16 protein-coding genes and 1 pseudogene are annotated in these 18,326 nt (G+C 41.3%); 9 read left to right on the top strand and 8 right to left on the bottom strand.

All coding sequences use genetic code 11. The features are described from left to right. Positions 1 to 207: pseudogene (locus tag RBR61_RS06460) on the top strand (metallophosphoesterase); the annotation flags it as partial. Here the strand turns inward: RBR61_RS06460 and RBR61_RS06455 are convergent. Both RBR61_RS06455 and RBR61_RS06450 read right to left on the bottom strand, forming a co-directional pair. Further along, positions 194 to 1,720: a sensor domain-containing diguanylate cyclase gene (locus RBR61_RS06455; protein WP_320342923.1), complete on the bottom strand. Its 1,527-nt coding sequence runs from the start codon at positions 1,718 to 1,720 to the stop codon at positions 194 to 196. The pseudogene RBR61_RS06460 and the gene RBR61_RS06455 overlap by 14 nt on opposite strands. A 74-nt stretch (positions 1,721 to 1,794) precedes the next feature. Next, positions 1,795 to 2,679, bottom strand: a complete 885-nt coding sequence (locus RBR61_RS06450) for a diguanylate cyclase (protein WP_320342922.1) — start codon at positions 2,677 to 2,679, stop codon at positions 1,795 to 1,797. 101 nt (positions 2,680 to 2,780) lie between these two features. Between RBR61_RS06450 and RBR61_RS06445 the strand changes: the two genes are divergently transcribed. The 3 genes from RBR61_RS06445 to RBR61_RS06435 are packed head-to-tail and all read left to right on the top strand — an operon-like array spanning position 2,781 to position 7,361. Next, positions 2,781 to 5,585: an ABC transporter substrate-binding protein gene (locus RBR61_RS06445; protein ID WP_320342920.1), complete on the top strand. Its 2,805-nt coding sequence runs from the start codon at positions 2,781 to 2,783 to the stop codon at positions 5,583 to 5,585. After that, the gene (locus RBR61_RS06440; protein WP_320342918.1) at positions 5,575 to 6,693 is read left to right on the top strand and encodes a hybrid sensor histidine kinase/response regulator; all 1,119 of its coding nucleotides are present in this window, start codon (positions 5,575 to 5,577) and stop codon (positions 6,691 to 6,693) included. The genes RBR61_RS06445 and RBR61_RS06440 overlap by 11 nt, the downstream gene beginning before the upstream one ends. Continuing rightward, entirely contained in the window at positions 6,681 to 7,361 is a 681-nt protein-coding gene (locus RBR61_RS06435; protein WP_320342917.1) for a response regulator, read from the top strand. Before RBR61_RS06440 ends, RBR61_RS06435 begins: the two co-directional genes overlap by 13 nt. On the opposite strand, the gene RBR61_RS06430 is transcribed toward RBR61_RS06435, so the two are convergent. Genes RBR61_RS06430 through RBR61_RS06415 form a run of 4 tightly spaced genes read right to left on the bottom strand, consistent with a single transcriptional unit; the run spans position 7,348 to position 9,590 of the window. Further along, positions 7,348 to 8,031 carry a class I SAM-dependent methyltransferase gene (locus tag RBR61_RS06430; RefSeq protein WP_320342916.1) on the bottom strand — a complete coding sequence of 228 codons (684 nt, stop codon included), beginning with the start codon at positions 8,029 to 8,031 and terminating at the stop codon, positions 7,348 to 7,350. The genes RBR61_RS06435 and RBR61_RS06430 overlap by 14 nt on opposite strands. 1 nt (position 8,032) lies before the next feature. Beyond that, positions 8,033 to 8,659 carry an ATP phosphoribosyltransferase gene (hisG, locus tag RBR61_RS06425; RefSeq protein ID WP_320342914.1) on the bottom strand — a complete coding sequence of 209 codons (627 nt, stop codon included), beginning with the start codon at positions 8,657 to 8,659 and terminating at the stop codon, positions 8,033 to 8,035. Next, positions 8,653 to 9,285 (bottom strand): type III pantothenate kinase, encoded by a 633-nt coding sequence (locus RBR61_RS06420; protein ID WP_320342912.1) that lies wholly within the window; start codon positions 9,283 to 9,285, stop codon positions 8,653 to 8,655. The genes hisG and RBR61_RS06420 overlap by 7 nt, the downstream gene beginning before the upstream one ends. Then, on the bottom strand, positions 9,270 to 9,590 hold the full coding sequence (locus tag RBR61_RS06415) for a hypothetical protein (protein WP_320342911.1): 321 nt from the start codon (positions 9,588 to 9,590) through the stop codon (positions 9,270 to 9,272). Before RBR61_RS06415 ends, RBR61_RS06420 begins: the two co-directional genes overlap by 16 nt. Positions 9,591 to 9,682: 92 nt before the next feature. On the opposite strand from RBR61_RS06415, the gene RBR61_RS06410 reads away from it, so the two are divergent. The 5 genes from RBR61_RS06410 to RBR61_RS06390 all read left to right on the top strand — a co-directional run bounded on the left by RBR61_RS06410 (position 9,683) and on the right by RBR61_RS06390 (position 16,172). Next, positions 9,683 to 10,639, top strand: coding sequence for an HD domain-containing phosphohydrolase (locus RBR61_RS06410; RefSeq protein ID WP_320342910.1), 957 nt, complete (start codon positions 9,683 to 9,685; stop codon positions 10,637 to 10,639). Between the two features lie 94 nt (positions 10,640 to 10,733). After that, complete coding sequence (locus RBR61_RS06405) at positions 10,734 to 12,101, top strand: TolC family protein (RefSeq protein WP_320342908.1); 1,368 nt, start codon at positions 10,734 to 10,736, stop codon at positions 12,099 to 12,101. After that, positions 12,098 to 12,886, top strand: a complete 789-nt coding sequence (locus tag RBR61_RS06400; protein WP_320342907.1) for an efflux RND transporter periplasmic adaptor subunit — start codon at positions 12,098 to 12,100, stop codon at positions 12,884 to 12,886. Before RBR61_RS06405 ends, RBR61_RS06400 begins: the two co-directional genes overlap by 4 nt. Positions 12,887 to 12,895: 9 nt before the next feature. After that, positions 12,896 to 14,485: an efflux RND transporter permease subunit gene (locus tag RBR61_RS06395; RefSeq protein ID WP_320342905.1), complete on the top strand. Its 1,590-nt coding sequence runs from the start codon at positions 12,896 to 12,898 to the stop codon at positions 14,483 to 14,485. Beyond that, positions 14,478 to 16,172, top strand: a complete 1,695-nt coding sequence (locus tag RBR61_RS06390) for an efflux RND transporter permease subunit (RefSeq protein WP_320342904.1) — start codon at positions 14,478 to 14,480, stop codon at positions 16,170 to 16,172. The genes RBR61_RS06395 and RBR61_RS06390 overlap by 8 nt, the downstream gene beginning before the upstream one ends. 81 nt (positions 16,173 to 16,253) lie before the next feature. Here the strand turns inward: RBR61_RS06390 and serA are convergent, their stop codons facing one another. After that, entirely contained in the window at positions 16,254 to 17,843 is a 1,590-nt protein-coding gene (gene serA / locus RBR61_RS06385) for a phosphoglycerate dehydrogenase (RefSeq protein ID WP_320342903.1), read from the bottom strand. Continuing rightward, positions 17,843 to 18,322, bottom strand: a complete 480-nt coding sequence (locus RBR61_RS06380; protein ID WP_320342901.1) for a hypothetical protein — start codon at positions 18,320 to 18,322, stop codon at positions 17,843 to 17,845. The genes serA and RBR61_RS06380 overlap by 1 nt, the downstream gene beginning before the upstream one ends. Positions 18,323 to 18,326 lie beyond the last annotated feature (4 nt).

The following is an 18,326-nucleotide window of genomic DNA, read 5'->3' as shown; positions in this document are numbered from 1 at the left end:
GATCTGATGCTAAGCGGACATACTCACGGCGGGCAGCTCTATCCGTTTAAGTTTTTAGTCCAGCTTCAGCAGCCATATGTCAGCGGTCTTAACAGACACAATGAGGAGCTTCAGATCTATGTGAACAAAGGAACGGGATTTTGGGGGCCGCCTATGAGGCTTGGTGCAAGTTCGGAGATAAGCGAGATCGTTATCAAACCTCTTTAGCAGCCCTGCCATTTATCTGGCTGTAAAATTTAGTGCAGTTTCTTCCAGCCTCTTTTGCTTTGTACATAGCTATATCCGCATGTTTTAGAGCTTCATCTATAGTCTCTCCCTCTTTGCCGATAAGTGCAACTCCAAGGCTAAGGGTCACGTTAAGAACCATACCTTCTATGACAATGGCACTCTCCATAACGCTATGTATCTTTTGAGATACGTTTCGTGCCATCTCCAAAGCCTCAGGCTCATTATCGCTAAGATCAGATAACAAAATGACAAACTCGTCACCTCCGAGCCTTGCTACGGTATCCTCTTCTCTTGTAATAGAGAGTACTCTTTGAGAAAAACTCTTTAATACCTCATCACCGGCGTCGTGGCCAAGAGAGTCGTTTATATCTTTGAAGTAGTCTATATCTATAAATATCAAAGCGCCTACTCTTTTGTGTCTTTGAAGTCTTGATAGCTGCTGCTTTAGGCGATCTTGAAATGAGAAACGGTTTGCAAGGTTTGTAAGATGGTCATAAAATGCGTAGTGCTTTATGGCATTTTCCGCCTCGATTTTTTCTGTGATATCAGATATTATCGCCAAGCCGCCGACTATGTTGTCATCTATATCGCTCATCGGCATTGTCATTATGCTGACCCATATATCCTTATCTGAAAAGAGCGTATGATAGACTCCCTCATAGCTGCCTCTCTCTTTTTTAAAGACTGCCTCAAGAGCCTTTCTTGCAGACTGGTCTGGAAGTTTTTTCATATCCAGACCGACTAGCTTATCTGTGCTCTGAGCTGATAGTTTCACGGCCGCCTCGTTAACCTCCGTTACTATCAGATCCCTGTCATAAGTACACATCGCTATCGGTGCTTGTTCAAAAAGCTTTCCAAAGCGGTCATTTGAGTACTTTATCTCTTTTTTTGCCTCTTCATAAAGAAGGCGCGAAGTTATGACGTGCACTATGCTGCCGTTGTATCTTCTTGAGAAGATTATAAGCATTATGAGAAAAAGAGTTATGAGTATCGCCATCAATGAGTGAATATGTGTATTTTGGATATAAACCGCAAAGATAAGAGGAAGCAGAAGAATTATGAGGTAGTACATTACTATATTTTTATGTGTTGAGAGCGTCATCACCGCTCCGGCAGAGAGTCCCGCGGCGATCATTGTCAAAAATGTCTGATAAAAGGGCTCGCTCTGAAGCAGTAAAAAGCTCACCCCACCGCTTAGAATAAACGCGGTAAGAATGGTGCAGAACTTAAATCTCTTCTCGTAACTCTCCAGAGATATATTTGGCGATTTTTTTAAAAACAGGTACGCCTGAATATCCCTGAATATCAAGATAGCAGTGATCACAAAAAACCAGGAGAGCAAAAATGCTTTAGAGTTTATCTCCCACAGAGCAATGACGATTATCAGCACACAGATAAAAAGAGCGGCAGAAGCAAAGTAGAGATGAAACGAAGCCATCTTCATAAGAGCCTCTCTAACCTGAAGATCGTTGCTATCTATCTCTCTTCTCATTATAATAAACCTTTACAATTATTAATTAAGATAATACCATTTTTAAAGACAAAAAAAACAGGACCCAGGTCATATCATCTAAATATAACCCTGTTTCTGCCCAGTCCTTTTGCTTCATAGAGTGCGATATCCGCAAATCTAAGAAGTTCATCAAGACTCTTAGTGGTGCTGTTTTGCTTAGCCACACCTTCACTTATGGTAAACCTTATGGCCTCTCCGGCGTCAGAAGCAACTTCAAGAGCCTCTACTGCCGCTCTTATGTTCTCAATATTGTCAGAGACATTTTTTGGCGACTCACAGCTGCATAGTACCGCAAACTCTTCGCCTCCGATCCTTCCAAATATAGCATCGTCGGATATGTGTCTTGAGACCGTATCGGCTACAGCTTTTATGACCTTGTCCCCGGTCGGATGTCCGTAGGTGTCGTTTATATTTTTAAACTTGTCTATATCTATCATTACCGCATAAAGCTCGTTTTTACTCTTCTCAAACCTCTTCTCTCCAAGCTCAAAAAACTTTCTTCTGTTGTATATTCCCGTCATCTCATCATAAGAAGATATATAGTTTAGATGGCTTATAAGCTCTTTTAACTTTAGCTGGGTATCTATTCTGGCCAAGAGTTCAAGCGGCTTGAACGGTTTAGTGACATAGTCGTCTCCGCCCACGGCATAAGCCTTTTCAATGCTCTCTTCATCATCTAGGGCCGTTATAAATATTACGGGAGTGTTCTCTCTGTTCTCGTTTGATTTCACCTCTCTGCAGACATCATAGCCGTCTATCTCCGGCATCATAATATCAAGAAGGATGAGATCGACCTCATTGTCTTCTAGAGCATCAAAAGCGCTTCTGCCGTCAAGCGCGACAACTATATCGTACTTATCGGAGAGCAATTCGAGCATAATATCTATATTTGTCTCCGTATCGTCTACTACTAAAATTGTCTTTTTTGTTTTTTCCATGAAAAATTATATCACTATTTTGTCACAATATTTACTTAATATTGTTTTGAGACTGTTTTGAGACTTTTATAGGATAAAATATTATCATCAAAGGAGCTATTTTGCTAAAAACGCTGACTTTACTGCTCATCTCTACAATTATCATGGCTTCAACACAAAAGGTCTCCGTCCAGCTTGAGTGGAAGCACCAGTTTGAATTTGCAGGCTTTTACGCAGCCATCGAAAAAGGGTACTACAGGGACATCGGTCTTGACGTCGAGCTTAGAGAGTATGTGGACGGAATAGATATCAGTGATGAAATTATAGACAAGAAAGCCACATTTGGAGTATCATCTTCATCTCTTATCTTGGACAAGCTTCAAGACAAGCCTGTCGTGCTTATCGCTTCATATTTTAAGCAAAATGCTCTTGCTTTTGCTGTAAAGCCTGAGATAACTACGGTTGAGCAGCTAAGAGGCAAGAAGATAATGGCTCTGCCCTATGAGATAGACCACACAAGCATAGGGGTGCTTCTAAAAGAGGGAGGAGTCAAAAGCAGCGATTATACTCTAGTAACACACGATTTCAGCATTGAGAAGTTTAGAAGCGGCGAAGTTGATGCGATGTCTATCTTTATCTCTAACCAGCCCTATTTTTTTGACAAAGAGGGCATCAGCTATAATATTTTAAACCCTGCAGATTTTGGGATATACTCCTATGATGTTGAACTTTTTACATCAAAGGAGCTGGCTCTGAGCAACCCTGAGATGGTCGAGAAGTTCGCTGTTGCCACAAACAGAGGATGGGAGTACGCTTTTAAGAATAAAAAAGAGATAGTGGACCTTATATACGACAAATATTCCAAAGCAAAATCAAAAGAGTCTCTGCTTTATGAGGCGCAGGTAGTGGAGAGACTATTTAAAACAAATATATTTAAAATCGGGGCGGTCGTTCCTGAACTTATAAAATTAAATGCGCAGATGTATGCAAAACTCGGACTCATAAAAGATGGCTTTGAGCTCTCCGAACTTCTAAATGATTACAGTTTTGACAATCTTAAAGAGAGCGGCTATATAACCTACAAAAGCGAAAATATCTTAAATGAGCAGATCACTGGACTCAGCGCCTATGAAAAGAGCTATCTGGAGAAAAAAAAGGTCATTAAGGCGTGCGTTGATCCGAACTGGATGCCTTTTGAGAGCCTTCAGGATGGAAAACATGTAGGACTAAGTGCGGATTACTTTGAGTTGTTTAAAAGAAATCTTTCCATTCCCATAGAGGTCGTCAAAACAGATGACTGGATGCAGTCCCTGGAGTTTGCAAAGGCAAGAAAATGCGATATTCTGCCACTTGCAATGGAAACACAAGAGAGAAAGGAGTATCTTAACTTCACGTCTCCCTACCTAAGAATACCCGTTGTCCTTGCCACCAAACCAGACGTGGCATTTATCGCCGATTTTGAGAGCATCGAAGATAAAAAGATAGGCATTCCCGAGGGGTATTCATACAATGAGATATTAAAAAAAAGATACCCCTCGCTAAACATAGTCGATGTCAAAAATGCAAAAGAGGGGCTTGAGAAGGTAAGAAACGGCGAGCTTTTCGGTTATATAGGAACACTTGCGAGTGTCGGATACTTCTTTCAAAAGGAGTTCACCGGAGAGCTTAAGATCGCAGGCAAGTTCGATGATATGTGGGAGCTGGGCATTGGTGTGAGAAATGATGACCCCACGCTTTTAGCTCTTTTTGAAAAGGCTATATACTCCGTAAGCGACGATGAGAAGCAGAATATACTCAACAAATGGGTTGCAATCAATTATGAAAACGGCGTAAACTACTCTCTGATATGGAAAATTTTAGCAGTTGTCGGACTTATAGCTCTTGGCGTAACATACTGGATAAGAAAGCTCTCTCTTTTAAACAGAGAGCTTGAAAATGCAAGAGCGAAGGCGGAAGAGGCATCAAAAACAAAGTCCAACTTTTTGGCGAACATGTCTCACGAGATAAGAACGCCTATGAACTCCATCGTCAGCATGGCATACCTTATTAAGAAAAATATCACCACGCAGCCGCTTCTGCAGTATATACAGATCATAGAAAATGCATCCAACGACCTGCTCTCGCTTTTAAACGACATCTTGGACCTCTCAAAGATAGAGGCTAAGAAGATGAGAATAAACAAGAGCGACTTTAATCTTATAGAGGTGCTTGACAGCATTAACAACATAACAAAGATAAAAGCGGCAGAGAAAGGTCTTGCGTTTGAGATAATCTATGACAAAACAGATGAGATGCATGTATACGGCGACAGTCTAAGGATCATGCAGATACTATCAAACCTCACCTCAAATGCTCTGAAGTTCACCCATAGCGGCTATGTAAAGCTTTTTGTAAACAGGCTCTCCAACAGTAGATTTAGATTTATGGTCAGCGACACAGGAATAGGTCTGTCGCAAAAACAGATAGAGAACCTCTTTAACTCTTTTACGCAGGCAGATGAGAGCACTACCAGAAAGTACGGAGGCACTGGACTTGGACTTGCGATCTGCAGGGAGCTTGTAGAGCTTATGAAGGGCAGGATCTGGGTAGAGAGCACCCTCGGCGAAGGGAGCAGTTTTATTTTTGAGATTGAGCTTGAGCAATCAAGACCGACTATAAAAACTAACACTCAAAGCGGCAACAAAGAGAGCAGCTCTGCAGATGAAAAAAATGGCACTCTTCCTATCGGCAAAGAGCAAAGAGAGGCTCTCTTTTCAAAGCTGCGTAGTGCAGTAGCCTCAAGACGACCGAAAATTTGCGAGCCTATAGTTCAAGAGATAGAGATGTATGATCTGGGCGAAGATGACAGAGAGCTCTTTGAGAAGGTCAAAAAAATGATACATAAATATAAGTTCAACGAAGCCAAGGAGTTGTTAGATGCAGAATAAACAGACCATACTTATAGTAGACGACGTAAAAGAGAACATTGACGTTTTGATGGAGCTCCTTGGGGATTATGACCTTATTCCTGCGCTAAACGGGCAGAGCGCTATCGACATTGCTACGAGTGAAAAAAATATCGATCTGATCCTTCTGGATATTATGATGCCCCAGATGGACGGGTTTGAGGTCTGCAGAGCGCTTAAAAACAATCCTCTGACGGTTCATACTCCCGTAATTTTCTTAAGTGCAAAAAACAAGCCCTCCGACATACAGATTGCTTTTGAAGCGGGTGGCGTGGACTATATAACAAAGCCTTTTAACCCAGATGAGCTTCTATCACGCGTCGGTACGCACTTAAAACTAAGAGCTTACGAAAGAGATCTCGAAGCGAGAGTTCAAGAGGAGGTACAAAAGAACAAGACTAAAGAGCAGATGATCTTTCAGCAGTCAAAACAGGCGGCTCTTGGCGAGCTCTTGATGCACATTGCACATCAATGGAAACAGCCGCTTGCCTCTCTTGGCTCTATCAACAATCTCAACAAAGCAAAGTTCGAGTCCGATTCAAGCGTTAGCAAAAGCGACTATCTAAAATCTATAAAACGTTCAGAAGATATTATTATGTTCATGGCGGAGACGATAGAGACGTTTAAAAAGTTCTACCATCCATCCACCGACAACAAAGAGTTCCTAATCACGGACGCCGTAATAGACATCCTGACCATCATAGAGGGAACCTTCTACTTCGATGATATCAAGATATATATAGTCTCACATGAAAAAGAGCCCGTTTTTGGCAATGTAAATGAGTTTTCACAGGTAATCTTTGCAATTTTAAACAACTCAAGAGAGATATTCAAGCTAAGAAACAGTTTCAACCCAGAGATACGAATAGAGATCGAAAACAAAAAGATAACCATTGCAGACAACGGCGGCGGCATAAAAGACCAATCTTTTGACGAGATATTCCTGCCAACTGTGAGTACAAAGAACAGCTCCGGGATCGGACTCTATCTGGCTAAGGTCCTTATTGAGAAAAACAACGGTGTCATTACCGCATCAAACGGGGAGAGTGGTGCTATTTTCACAATAGAGTTTCTTACATGGATAGATTAAAAGAGCTGCAACTGCTCTTTTTAGAGGATAATGAAGAGTTTGCAACAAACACCGCAAAACTTTTAAACCTCTACTTTAAAAAGATATTTATCTGCAAGAGCGTAAAAGAGGCTCTGCTGACATACAAAGAGAACCGCATAGATGTCATTCTTTCGGATATAAAGGTCGATGATAAGAACGGTCTGGAGTTTATACAAGAGGTCAGAAAGAGCGATGATGAGTGCATCATTGCCGTGCTCAGCGCATACAAGGATGAAAAATACCTGCTAAAGGCGATCCCTCTCAACCTGATCTCCTACGAACTAAAACCTATAAGGTATGACGACCTAATTGCGCTTTTAAAAAAGATATCTTCCAAACTGCCGCCGCTCGAAAATGTGCCGCTTTGCAAAGAACTTATCTACAGCTTCTCTAAAAAAGAGCTGCTGCTCAATGGCAAACCTATAAGATTGACAAAAAAAGAGGCTCTGTTTATAGAGCTGCTGATAAAAGAGAACGCAAAACCAATAAGCAGCGAGAGGGTTCAAAGAGATATTTGGGAGAGCAGAGTCATGAGCGATGCCGCTATAAAAAATATGATATTTAGACTCCGTAAAAAGGTGGGTATTGATTTTATCTCTACAATTCAAGGGGTAGGATACAGATTATCAGAGCCTATCTCTTTTTAAAAATAAGAAGCGTTTTATCCTTTGTATCGTATAGCGAAAATGTCTGTTTGTCTACAAGTTTAAGAGAGGGAAGCCTTTCAAAAACTCTGATCTTGTGAAAATATTGAACGATCGTATCTTGATGTTTTGTATATATTGAGTTTTCACTCTTTTGAAATAGAGTAAATTGTGTATATAGTTTTTCATCACGAAAGACTGCATCTACGACCAAGAACTCTTTTTCGTTCTCGCTGCTCATCGTACCCTCTGCCACGTCGCTAAAACCGTAGAGAGTATTAATGTCGGCTATAAAGACCCCATCATCATTGAGCCTAGCGGCAACACCGTCAAGAAACTTCACAAGCTCCTCCTGGTCCAAAAAGTTCAGCACGTCAAATATAGCCACAACCGCATCATATTTTCCGCTCTCATCCGCTATATCTATGCACTCCGCATCAAGACCTTTTGCCCTGCATTCATCAACCATGACCGAGCTTAAATCTATTCCCTTGCACTCAACTCCGTCACTCATCATACGCTGCATAAATCCGCCGCGGCCGCATCCGACATCCAAAAGCGTCTTTATCTTATAGTCGTCAAGTTCCGAGCGGTAGAGGTCGTAAAGCGCCTCGGTCGCCTCTTCGATGCCTAGTAGATGTTCGGCTTTTGCATAGAGGTCTAGATTTGTCATGTTAAGCTTTTTGCTCAGCTTGTACGACGCTGTTTATCTTTTTGTAAATATCTAGAACTTCATCTTTTTTTGCAACGTAGCTGTTTTTGTTCGCTATGAGGTATGTAGAAGAGGTCATAATGTCCTCTACAACTTCCAAACCGTTTTGCTTCATAGTAGTTCCCGTCTCAACAACGTCTACTATCATGTCTGCAAGTCCGATAAGAGGTGCAAGCTCAATAGAGCCGTAGAGTTTTATGATGTCAACAGATACCGCGCGCTCCTCAAAGTAACGCTTTGTAATGTTTACCATCTTGGAAGCGACTTTTATCTCCGGTTTGTTCAAGTCAAACTTTTCGCCCTTTTTCATACCTATAGAGACCTTGCAGATGCCGCGTCTAAGATCAAGAAGACGAACAACGTCCAAGCCCTGCTCCTCTAGAGTGTCAAGTCCTACAACACCGATATCAGCCGCCTGATGAAACACATATGTTGCAACATCCTGATTTCTTACAAGCAAAAAACGAAACTTCGGCGTCTCTAGTATCAGCTTTCTGTCGTCAAAAGCAAAATCTTCGCCGAAGATTCTCTCAAAAATCTCCAGCGTCTCTTGCGCTATGCGTCCTTTTGGAAGTGCAACTGTTAACATATATTGGCCTTTTTCATAATATTTTTCATCCCTTTAAAGAGCAGAGTCTCATCTATATGCGAAGATGGAAATATCTTTGCAAACTCCGCAGCATCTCCGCCCGTGAGGTAAATATCCATACCGTATGAGACCACTTCATTGTGAAGCAGTTTTAGATATCCGTAACTTATGGCATCGCGGGAATTTTTCGGCATTTTACCCAAATCAAGCTCAAAGTTAAATGAGTAGCTAAGCGCATCCGAGATATTTCTGTAGCACAAGCCCATGGCTCTTGAACCCGGATAGATAAAACCGCCCTCAAATCTGCCGCCTTTTACCACATCTACTGTCACGGCACTTCCCGCATCGACCACTACGCCCTCTTCTATCGCTTCGCATGCCGTTATCCTGTCGATTCCCATTGTTTCGTAGTAGTTTTGCATATCTACGTAAGCTGAGAGGTCTATCCAGTTTTTTAGAGGTTTTAAAAGCTCTTTTACTTGCTTATTTACGCAGATATAACACACTTCCTCTTTTATGGATGAGGGTTCAAAAAGTTTAGCATCCTTTTTATAATGCCCTATCCCGTCAAAAAAGTGGTAGGTAGTGTTTCCTATATCGCAAAGAAGCATTACTGGATCTTCCAACCCTGAGCCAGAAGTGCCTCTTTTGCTTTTGAGCAGATCGGCGCATCTATAAAGATGATCTTATGCTTGAAGTTATGTCCGTAAAAAACAACGAGTTTTGCGTATATCTCCTCAAATTTATGGACATCTTTCATAAGGAGTTTGCTCTTTTGGCTGATGGCAAAGATCGCCCAGAAATATCCGCTGATATCTGTGGCTTTAAATATTTTTATCTTGTTTCTTACACCCAGCTCTCTTGGTGCGATCTCTTGCATTTTTTTGTAAATCTTACCTTTTTTTCTAAGAGAATCTACTACACTTTGCATAACTCAGCCTTTTTATCTAAAGACGATATTCTATCAAAATTTTGCTTCAGCAATAAAACGCAGGTGCAAAAAATCTTTGCTATAATTCGAAAATGAAAATTGTAAAGACAAAACTAAACTACGCCAGATCCTACACACTGCTAGATATTGACGCACTTGCCGTGGGAGCCGTTACACTCTTTGACATTTTTATAAAAAAGAACAGAGACTATATTATCATCATTGAAGCGGGAACCACTCTTACACAAAACCTCTACGACAAACTAAAAAAGCAGGAGAATCTATACATCAACAAAAGTGATGAAGATAAGCAGATACTCTCATGCGAGACTCTAAAACACTACATAAAATATAATAAAGATGACCATAAAAAGAGACTCGGACTTCTATATCAAGTAAACGACCAGCTTTTTGAAATTTTCATGGTAAACAAAGAGAACAAGATAAATCTAGGATGTGTCGAGCTTATAATAGATGCCATCATCTATCTTCTGAAATATGACGACATATTTATAAAAAACACCATGCCCCATATGATCAATGACCATATGCTAAAAAACCACTCGCTTCACGTCGCCATCTATGCTCTGACTCTGGGCTATACGCTTAAATTCAGTGACGAACAGCTCTTAAAACTCGGCTCAGCTGCTCTTTTGCATGATCTGGGAGTCAAAAAGATAGATAAGAACATTATAAACAAAGAGAGCGAGTTGACGCCAAAAGAGACGGCAGTTGTTAGAAAGCACAGCCAGTACAGCGTTGAGATACTAAAACAGAACAAGATACACGACCCCTACATCATAGATGCCGTAATGCACCATCATGAGCGCTATGACGGTCTTGGTTATCCTGACAAGCAGACAAAGGGCGAGATAAGCGATTTTGCCTCTATATTATCGATATGCGACGTCTTTGACGCTCTTACCAACAACAGACCGTACAGACCGCACTACTCATCATTCGATGCGCTTAAGATGATGATGAAAGATCCTGATATGGTAAACAGATTTAACCAGCCATACCTTCATATTGCACTAAAACTTCTATAAAAAAGTTATAATTATTAAGTTTTATAGATTTTATTATAATCAGATAATATATATGTTATAATCTCTTCTTAATTAAACGATTTTAAGGATAATTATGAGAAAAATATTTGCTTTTGTACTAGGTGTTGCAATAAGCGGCTCTTTTTTAAATGCTTCTGACTCCATAACGCTTGAGAGTGCACTGGAGATACTGAAATCCCAAAATTTAGAGATAAAAGGCGCCGAGATAGATATTGAGAGTGCCTTGCAAGAGGCTAAAGCAGCTTCGGCAAACCACTACGGAAAACTTGACTTTATACAGGATTTTGCAAAAAGTGATGATGCAGGAAACGTTTTTGGTTTTAAATTAAGTTCACGCGAGGCTAATTTTGGAGACTTCGGAGCGCAGGAGTTTATGAACAACTATATGGCAGGTACTCCAGACTACACTACTCCGCCTCGTGACCTAAACTACCCGGACTCAAGAAACTACTTCCAAAGCAAGCTAAAGTATGAAGTTCCTCTCTTTACAGGCTTTAAGATATCAAGCTACGAAGATATTATGGAGTCCGTTACGAAAATAAAAAAGCTTGAAAAGTCTCAAGTTGTAAACGAGAAGATATATGAGATGAGAAAGAGTTTTTATGACATGGCGCTCTTGGAGGAGTCGATCTCAAACCTGGGTGTCATTCTCTCAAACATCGACACCCTTGATGCTATGACGCAGGAGATGATAGAGGTAGGATACGCCAAAAAGGTTGATCTTCTTGAAGTAAAAGCTAAAAAAGGCAACGTTGAGAGACTTGTATCTCAGATGGAGTCAAACAAAGAGCTTCTCTACCACTATATAAGTTTTTTGCTAAATCAAAAAGTAACATCTATTAAGACACCATCTTTGGAGATAAAGACTCCTACCCTTACAAGTGAAGATATTGTCAAAAACAACTTGGACATTCAAAAAGCCAACAGAGGCCTTGCTATAAAAGAGAGCATGGTGGATGTCTCAAAATCTGCTTACTACCCGATGGTTGGAGCTTTTGCAGAAGTCGCGACAGCCGATGACACATTTTTGGAAGATGCAAGCGATCATCAATCATACACCATCGGAGCAAGACTCACATGGAATATCTTTAACGGCGGAGCAGACTATGCAAACGTCGAGAGATCAAGACTTGACTACTTAAAGACAAAGACTCAAGTTGCCCTTGCGAACAGCGGTATAGAGCTGCAGATACAAAAGATAAAAACAGAGATAGAGAGCTTCAACAAAGATATAGAATCCCTTAGAAAAGAGCTCGCACTTGCTGATGAGATATACAAGAACTATGAGGCGAGATACAGAGAGAAGCTCTCATCCATGAGTGATGTTATAATCAAACAATCAGAACAGATACAAAAGATTTTGCAGCTGCAGCAGACGATAAACAAGCGAAATGAGAGAGTTTTCGCACTTGAAAAACTAGCAAACGGAGATGAGAGATGAAAAAACTACTACTGATTTTAGGACTGGCGGCTTCGCTTATTGCTGAGGGGATCACGCTCTCAGGAACTGTTATAAGCGATAACAAAAAGATGATTACAAGCCGTTTTATGGGCTTTGTAACTGACGTTAAAGTCTCAGAGGGCGATGAAGTGAAAAAGGGTGATCTTCTTTATACGATCGATTCCAAAGAGATAGACTCCGCTATAACTCAGGTTGAACTTGCTATCTCGCAGGCGCAACTGAGCCTTCAGATGTACCAAAATCAATATACGAACGTAAAACTAAACCTTGAGAGACACAAAAGACTACTGCAAAAAGATATGGTCTCAAAGTTCGAGGTAGAAAATCTAGCCTTAGCAGAAGAGAACCTTGCAAATATGATAATCATCGCTAAAAAACAGGTGGCTCAGGCACAGGCACAGCTTGAAGAGGTTAAAAACCAGTACCGCTACCTAAATATCACCGCGCCAAACGACGGAGTGATAGTGAGCAAAAATATCAATGTAGGCGAGATGGCAATGCCCGGTATGCCTGCACTTGAACTCTCAGACCTCTCAAACCTGAAAATATCAGCAGAGATTAGCGAAGACAACCTAAGCCGCATACACGAGGGTAAAAAAGTAGTGGTAAACATCCCATCAAGAGATATCAAGATCATAGGAACTATCAGTGCGATCATACCTAGTTCCAACCCTATGACACACTCATTTAAGATTAAGGTCTCATTTAAAAATGTTTACAAATCTATATATCCGGGTATGTACGCTACCGTGGTTATAGAGTAGGAAAAGAGAATGAACGTCTATAAACCAACAGACATAGCAGGAAAGCTGGCAAGCGGATTTATAAGAAATCCTCTAACGGTAGTTCTTGGCATCTTCTTGCTCTCTATCGGCTACCTCTCACTCAACATAATGCCCCGCGAAGAGAACCCTCAGATGGTAGTAAGCGGTTCGACCGTGATCGTCGCACTTCCTGGAGCAAGTGCCGCCGAGATACAAAAAGTGATCGTAAAACCTCTGGAGAGAAAGCTAAAAGAGGTAAAAGGTGTTGAGAACATCTCAAGCATGGCGATGGATAACGTAGGGATCGTAAATGCGGCATTTTTCATAGGCGAGAAGAAAGAGGACTCCAACCTAAAGGTCTACGACAAGATAATGCAAAATGCGGATATGTTTCCTCATGGTGCCATGAATCCTATAATAAAACCGCTTGACATAGATGTGGACATACCTGTCGTATCGGTCGCTTTTTACTCAAAAGATGAGAAGATGAACACAACCGATCTCTACGACAGAGTAAAAGAGATACAGCACCGCATAAACGGACTTGCGAATGTGGCAGTTACCGAGGTAAAAGGCGGAGACAGACCTCAGTTCAATATCGAAGTGGACCTTCACAAGCTCTCAGGCTACAACATCTCCATGGGTCAGATAGTCCAAGGAGTACAGTCTCTTGCTTACAGCGTTCCTGCGGTTAAAAATAGAACAAAAGATAATGAGATAATTATGCTTGGTGTCAAAAACGCGATAGAGAGTGCCGAGGATATAGGCGATATTATTATCGCTAAATATATGAACTCGCCCGTTTATTTAAAGCAAGTTGCAAAAGTATCACTATCTCATGACATACAGAACTTCAAATCCGCTACTATCAGCATGAAAGATGAGAGCGGAGAGTTTTCGCCGCTGCTAAACCAAGTTACACTAAGCGTATCAAAGCTTCAGGGTACAAATGCGGTAATAATCGCAGATGCCGTAAAGAGCGAGCTTGAAAACTCAAAAGAGTTCTTTAGAAAAAACTCTATCGGGTATGTAATAACCAGAAATGACGGGCAGAGAGCGAACGAGGCTGTAAACGAACTTGTCTACCACCTTCTTTTATCTATTGTCATTATTGCGATCCTGCTTATCTTGGTTCTTGGATGGAGAGAGTCTCTTATTGTCACCTTTACCGTTCCTGCTATTTTGGCAATAACTCTTTTTGTAGCATACTTAAGCGGGCAGACGATCAACAGGATAACGCTCTTTGCGTTCCTGCTCTCGCTAGGGCTCCTAGTCGATGCGGCTATTATCGTAATAGAGAACATTCACAGACACTTCCACTCAAAAGAGGCAGCCCATGAGAGCATAGATGACATCATGGTAAAAGCTACAGATGAGATAGGACCGCCGACAAACATTGCAACGCTGGCTATCATTATGACAATGGTTCCGATGGCGTTTGTCGGGCAGATGATGGGGCAGTTCATGAAACCTATCCCCGCAAATGTTCCGGTAGCGCTTATCGCATCTCTCTTTGTTGCATATATCTTTACACCTTATCTAGCAGCCAGAATGCTAAAAAAACCGGAGTTTCACTCTGAGGAGAACAAACATGTTTAAAAAATTTCAAGATGCGGTATTTAACGGGATTCAAAGCCCGTTTAAAAGAAATCTTATCCTTTTTGCAACCCTTTTGGCATTTATTCTCTCCGTATTGATGATAGCGCCTAGCAAGATGGTTTTGGCGAAGATGCTTCCAGGAAAGAACAACGATACTTTTACCATATACACGACTCTGCCTGAAGGAAGCTCCATCGAGCAGACCAGAGAGGTAACGGAGTGTGTGGCAGGCTTTATAAAAAAAGAGAAAGAGGTAGAAGATTTCGAGATATTTCTAGGAATGGGCGCACCTCTTGATTTTGCAGGTCTTATCAAAGGTTCGCACTTTAAGAACTCCGAAAACGTGGCAGAGATAGTGGTCAATCTCTCTGAGAAACACCACAGAGAAGAGCCGTCATACTTTATGGTTCAAAGAATAAGACCCGACATTCAAAAAAGCTGCTCCTCCATCTACGATAAAACAACCATCACTTTTGTAGAGCCTCCAGCAGGTCCTCCTGTATTGGCTGCTATTGTCGCAGAGATATACGGCGATGACGCAGATGGTATCAGAGAGCTATCAAACAGAGTTGCAGAGGTGTTTAAAAAGACCGATGGCCTTGTGGACATCGAGGTCATGCAAGATGAGATCTACGACACTTTTGAAGTGGAGGTTGACGGCACAAAAGCTTCCCTCTCCGGCATCAGCGTAAAACAGCTAAACGATATTCTCTATCTGGCTTTTGAGGGGATGCAGATCGCGGTCAAAAACTCTGATGTCGCAAATGATCAGATACCGATCTATCTCTCGCTCAGCCAAGAGTCTAAAAAATTCTCCTCTAAAGATATAGAGGCTATAAAGGCAAAACTCTCATCTTTAAAACTTATGAACCAGATGGGGATGATGACGCCTATTACAGAGCTTGTGAGTATAATGCCTAAGAAATCAAATCCTATGATCATGAGCAAGAATCTGCACCAGATGACAAATGTCATGGCTGAGACGGACATGGTCTCTCAGGTATATCCGCTTATGGAGGCAAGAGATACGATCCTGGATACCTTTAGCGACAAATATGAGATAGAGAAGACAGGTCTTTTTAATCTTAAACTTACAGACAAAGCTTCCAAGAACGAATACAAGCTTATATGGGACGGTGAGATGGAGGTAACGCTTGACACTTTCGTGGAGCTTGGTGCCGCATTTATCGCCGCTTTGGTTCTTATCTTTTTACTGATGGTAATTTACTACAAAAGTTATGCACTTAGCGGGATCATCCTTCTTGGCTCATTCCTCTCGATCATCGGGGTTATTGTCGGGCACTGGATCATGGATATATTTACCACAGACACATTCTTTTTAACGGCGACTTCACTTATCGGCTTTATCGCCCTCATAGGTATAAGCTCAAGAAACTCTCTGCTTCTGATTGACTTTACCGCTTCGCTTATGAAAGAAAACGGCATGAAAAAAGCCGAAGCGATCGCTTACGCAACTGCAACACGTGCAAAGCCTATCTTTCTGACAGCTGCGGCTATCATTCTTGCATCTACTCTTTTGGCAGGGGATGCGGTATTCGGAGGGCTTGGCGTTGCTCTAATATTTGGAACGGTTTCAGCGGTTATAGCTTCGCTTATGGTTGTTCCTATACTTCTATATAAAGCTGATCTAGATAGACATTTCAATTTGGGTGAAGAGAAGATTTAAAGTAGTGGGTTACAAAGGGGCAAGAGTCCCTTTTAAGACCATATGGGCTTTGCCCACATGGAAGAGATTAAAAACTAAAGCCTACATCCTTGCGTATTGAACACTTATACAAGCGTCAATATCTAAAAGCTCATTTAGCGTAATATCATTAATAATATTATCAACCAAAATAACCGCCAGAGCCTCTTTTTTATCGTTTCTTGCAAGCGAGAAGTCTGCAATGTTTACGCTGTGTTTTGCCAGAGTAGAACCGATATTTCCGATAACTCCCGGAACATCTCTGTTTTTAAGAACTACCATATCGCCTTTTAGTGCGACTTCGATGTCAAAACCGTCAATAGATACAATCCTAAATACGTTATCGTCAAAGATGGTAGCGCTAATAGTAGTAGTTCCGCCCTCTGCCGTTGTCAGCTTAATAGTAATAAGGTTTTTGTATACAGACGAGTCGTGAAGAGCTTCTGATTCTATCTTTATACCTTTTTCTTTGGCAATAAAATCCGCGTTCACGTAGTTGATAGTATCATCGCTGATCTGGCTCATCGCACCAACTGCGACAAAAGTAGCAAGAGAGTCTACATACTTTGATATCTCGCCCTGTCCGCTTACCTTGATGGAGATGATCTGAGACTTGTTAAGCTGAGACTCTAAAAAACCTATCTTCTGTCCCATCTCCAAGAACGGCTTTACAAACGAAGGTATCTTGCTCTCATCTATAGGCAGGTTCATAGCGTGAGGATAAGAGATACCCTTTGCAGCAGCTATTGCGTTTGTAGCAGCCTGAACACCGATGTTGTACTGTGACTCGTAAGTATTTGCGCCAAGGTGTGGAGAGACCGTTACGTTATCAAGCTCAAGAAGAGGATGATCGGTAGCAGGCTCTTTCATAAACACGTCAATTCCCGCAAAACGGATCTTGCCGCTTTTTAGACCAGCGTAGAGCGCCTCTTCGTTGTATAGACCGCCTCTTGCACAGTTAATGAGAACAACTCCGTCTTTCATCTTCGCGATCTCTGCACTGCTTATCATATTGACAGTCTCTTTGTTTTTAGGCGTATGGATAGTGATAATATCGCAAGCCAATATATCATCAAAGTTCTTAGTATATGTCATGTCATAGTCTGTAACTTTTGATGGGTTGATATACGGGTCATAAGCAACAATATCCATCTCAAAAGCCTGAGCTCTCTTAGCTACACGGCTTCCGATGTTTCCAAAACCGATAACGCCGAGCTTCTTGCCCTTTAGCTCATACCCGTACCACTTCTCTCTCTTCCATACTCTCTCATGCTTTAAATGGTTGTGCGAATATGGGAACATTCTCATACAAGAGAGCATGTGCGCCATGGTGAGTTCAACCGCGGCAATAGTGTTGGCAGTAGGGACGTTCATAACGATTATCCCCTCTTTTGAACATCCCTGGATGTCCACGTTGTCAACGCCTACACCGGCACGCACGATTGCTTTCATATTTTTTGCATGCGCAATAAACTTCTCGTCAACGTCAGTAGAACTTCTTGTAATAGCAACGTCAGCTTGCTCAATAATATCTAAAAGCTTTACCTTATCTTCGTCAGCAGCCATGATAAAGTTTATGTTTTCATCATTCCTAAGCATCTCCAAACCGGCTTCGTGAATATGGTCACAAACAACTATAGTATGTTTTTGCATTATGTATCCTCTTTGTACAGCCCAACAGTGGCTGAGATTTGGTAATTCTTTAAAACTTTAACGAGAGATTCAAGCTTGTCTCTCTCTTTTGAGTAAATTAGCAACTCCGCACCGCTCTTGTCTTTTTTAAGATAGTACTTCAGCTGATGCTGTTTTAGCTCCTCTTTCAAGCAGAAGAGCTGGTAAGGGTCAGCTATAGGCGCAGAGAGTCTGTAAACAGTCTGGTTTGCTACTTTCTCATTCAAATCAACTTGGATAAAAACTTCGTTAACAGGATAAAAATATCCAAGTCTCTCTGTTTTTGAAAAGCTATCCAGCCAGATATTTTCTCTATCTTTTACGGCAACTTCGCTTTTATGTTCCAGTGGGGCTAAATTAACGGAAGTCTCGTTAGAGTTAATTGAAATAAGAAAAAAAACAACAAAAACAGCTACCCCTACCGCTATTAGCAGGGTTAGCCATTTTAAAATCTTTTGCACGATG

This window comes from Sulfurimonas sp. (assembly GCF_034005705.1).
GTDB lineage: Bacteria > Campylobacterota > Campylobacteria > Campylobacterales > Sulfurimonadaceae > Sulfurimonas.
Note: the sequence above shows the minus strand (reverse complement) of the source record. Positions and strands in the feature narration are given on the sequence as shown.

Bases quoted from the DNA above. Each gene is read 5' to 3' on its own strand.
- RBR61_RS06455 (WP_320342923.1), bottom strand. From the start codon at position 1,720: ATGAGAAGAGAGATAGATAGCAACGATCTTCAGGTTAGAGAGGCTCTT.
- RBR61_RS06405 (WP_320342908.1), top strand. From the start codon at position 10,734: ATGAGAAAAATATTTGCTTTTGTACTAGGTGTTGCAATAAGCGGCTCT.
- RBR61_RS06395 (WP_320342905.1), top strand. From the start codon at position 12,896: ATGAACGTCTATAAACCAACAGACATAGCAGGAAAGCTGGCAAGCGGA.
- RBR61_RS06415 (WP_320342911.1), bottom strand. From the start codon at position 9,590: ATGCAAAGTGTAGTAGATTCTCTTAGAAAAAAAGGTAAGATTTACAAA.
- RBR61_RS06400 (WP_320342907.1), top strand. From the start codon at position 12,098: ATGAAAAAACTACTACTGATTTTAGGACTGGCGGCTTCGCTTATTGCT.
- RBR61_RS06430 (WP_320342916.1), bottom strand. From the start codon at position 8,031: ATGACAAATCTAGACCTCTATGCAAAAGCCGAACATCTACTAGGCATC.
- RBR61_RS06435 (WP_320342917.1), top strand. From the start codon at position 6,681: ATGGATAGATTAAAAGAGCTGCAACTGCTCTTTTTAGAGGATAATGAA.
- hisG (WP_320342914.1), bottom strand. From the start codon at position 8,659: ATGTTAACAGTTGCACTTCCAAAAGGACGCATAGCGCAAGAGACGCTG.
- RBR61_RS06410 (WP_320342910.1), top strand. From the start codon at position 9,683: ATGAAAATTGTAAAGACAAAACTAAACTACGCCAGATCCTACACACTG.
- RBR61_RS06440 (WP_320342918.1), top strand. From the start codon at position 5,575: ATGCAGAATAAACAGACCATACTTATAGTAGACGACGTAAAAGAGAAC.
- RBR61_RS06450 (WP_320342922.1), bottom strand. From the start codon at position 2,679: ATGGAAAAAACAAAAAAGACAATTTTAGTAGTAGACGATACGGAGACA.
- serA (WP_320342903.1), bottom strand. From the start codon at position 17,843: ATGCAAAAACATACTATAGTTGTTTGTGACCATATTCACGAAGCCGGT.
- RBR61_RS06390 (WP_320342904.1), top strand. From the start codon at position 14,478: ATGTTTAAAAAATTTCAAGATGCGGTATTTAACGGGATTCAAAGCCCG.